A 1,318-nucleotide genomic window follows, 5' to 3' on the forward strand; every position below is an offset into this window, starting at 1 on the left:
GGAGCTCTTGCCCACCGTGATCGAGGTCGCGACGACCGGATGCTCGGTCTCGCAGGTGGTGCATACCGGCTCGGGGTCATCGCCACCCGGCGGGTTGGTTGCCACAACGACGTTGCCGACGCTGCCCGTCGCATCCGCATTGACGGTCGCGGTGTAGGTCAGCGTGTAGGTGCCGGGCAGCGTGCCGGCCGGCAGCGTGCAGGTCAGCGCGCCCGTGCAGGCGAATGCGCCGGCGTTGGTCACCAACCCGAAGGTCAGGCCGGTGCCGAGCGTATCGCTCAGGGTCAGCACTTCGGTCGTCGCCGAGTTGGCGACCGTCGCGATCAGCGTGTAGGTCAGCGTGTCACCAGGCGACACCTCACTGCCCGACGCCGGGTTCGAGCTCTTGCTCACCGTGATCGAGGTCGCGACGACCGGATGCTCGGTTTCGCAAGTCGTGCACACCGGCTCCGGATCGTTGCCGCCCGGCGGCGTGGTCGCGGTTACGACATTGCCCACGCTGCCTGTTGCATCCGCATTGACGGTCGCGGTGTACGTCAGCGTATAGCTGCCCGGCAGCGTGCCGGCCGGCAGCGTGCATGTCAGCGCACCGGTGCAGGCAAACGCGCCCGCATCGGTGACTGCACCAAAGGTCAGACCTGCGCCGAGCGTATCGGCGAGCGTCAGCACCTCGGTCGTGGCCGAGTTGGCGACCGTCGCGGTCAACGTGTAGGTCAGCGTGTCACCAGGCGACACTTCGCTGCCCGAGGCCGGGTTGGAGCTCTTGCTGACCGTGACCGAGGTCGCAACGACCGGATGCTCGGTTTCGCAAGTCGTGCACACCGGCTCCGGATCGTTGCCGCCCGGAGGCGTGGTCGCGGTCACGACATTGCCCACGCTGCCGGTCGCATCCGCATTGACGGTGGCGGTGTAGGTCAGCGTGTAGCTGCCCGGCAAGGTGCCAACAGGCAAGGTGCAGCTCAGCGCACCGGTGCAGGCGAATGCGCCCGCATCGGTCACGGCACCGAACGTCAGACCCGATCCGAGCGTATCGCTCAGCGTCAGCACTTCGGTCGTGGCTGAGTTCGCGACCGTCGCGGTCAGGGTGTAGGTCAGCGTGTCGCCAGGCGACACCTCACTGCCCGAGGCCGGGTTGGAGCTCTTGCTCACCGTGATCGAGGTCGCGACGACCGGATGTTCGGTTTCGCAGGTGGTGCACACCGGCTCGGGGTCATTACCGCCCGGAGGCGTGGTCGCGGTCACGACATTGCCGACGCTGCCGGTCGCGTCCGCATTGACGGTCGCGGTGTAGCTCAGCGTGTAGGTGCCCGGCAGCGTA

1 protein-coding gene is annotated in these 1,318 nt (G+C 67.5%); it reads right to left on the reverse strand.

Going from position 1 to position 1,318, the window contains the following annotated elements; all coding sequences use genetic code 11:
* Positions 1 to 1,318, reverse strand: a 1,318-nt coding sequence (locus tag WAF18_RS17285; protein WP_337246204.1) for an isopeptide-forming domain-containing fimbrial protein, incomplete at both ends; no start/stop codon positions are given.

Origin of the sequence: Luteimonas sp. gir, from assembly GCF_037198055.1 — a bacterium.
GTDB classification, from domain to species: domain Bacteria; phylum Pseudomonadota; class Gammaproteobacteria; order Xanthomonadales; family Xanthomonadaceae; genus Luteimonas; species Luteimonas citri_A.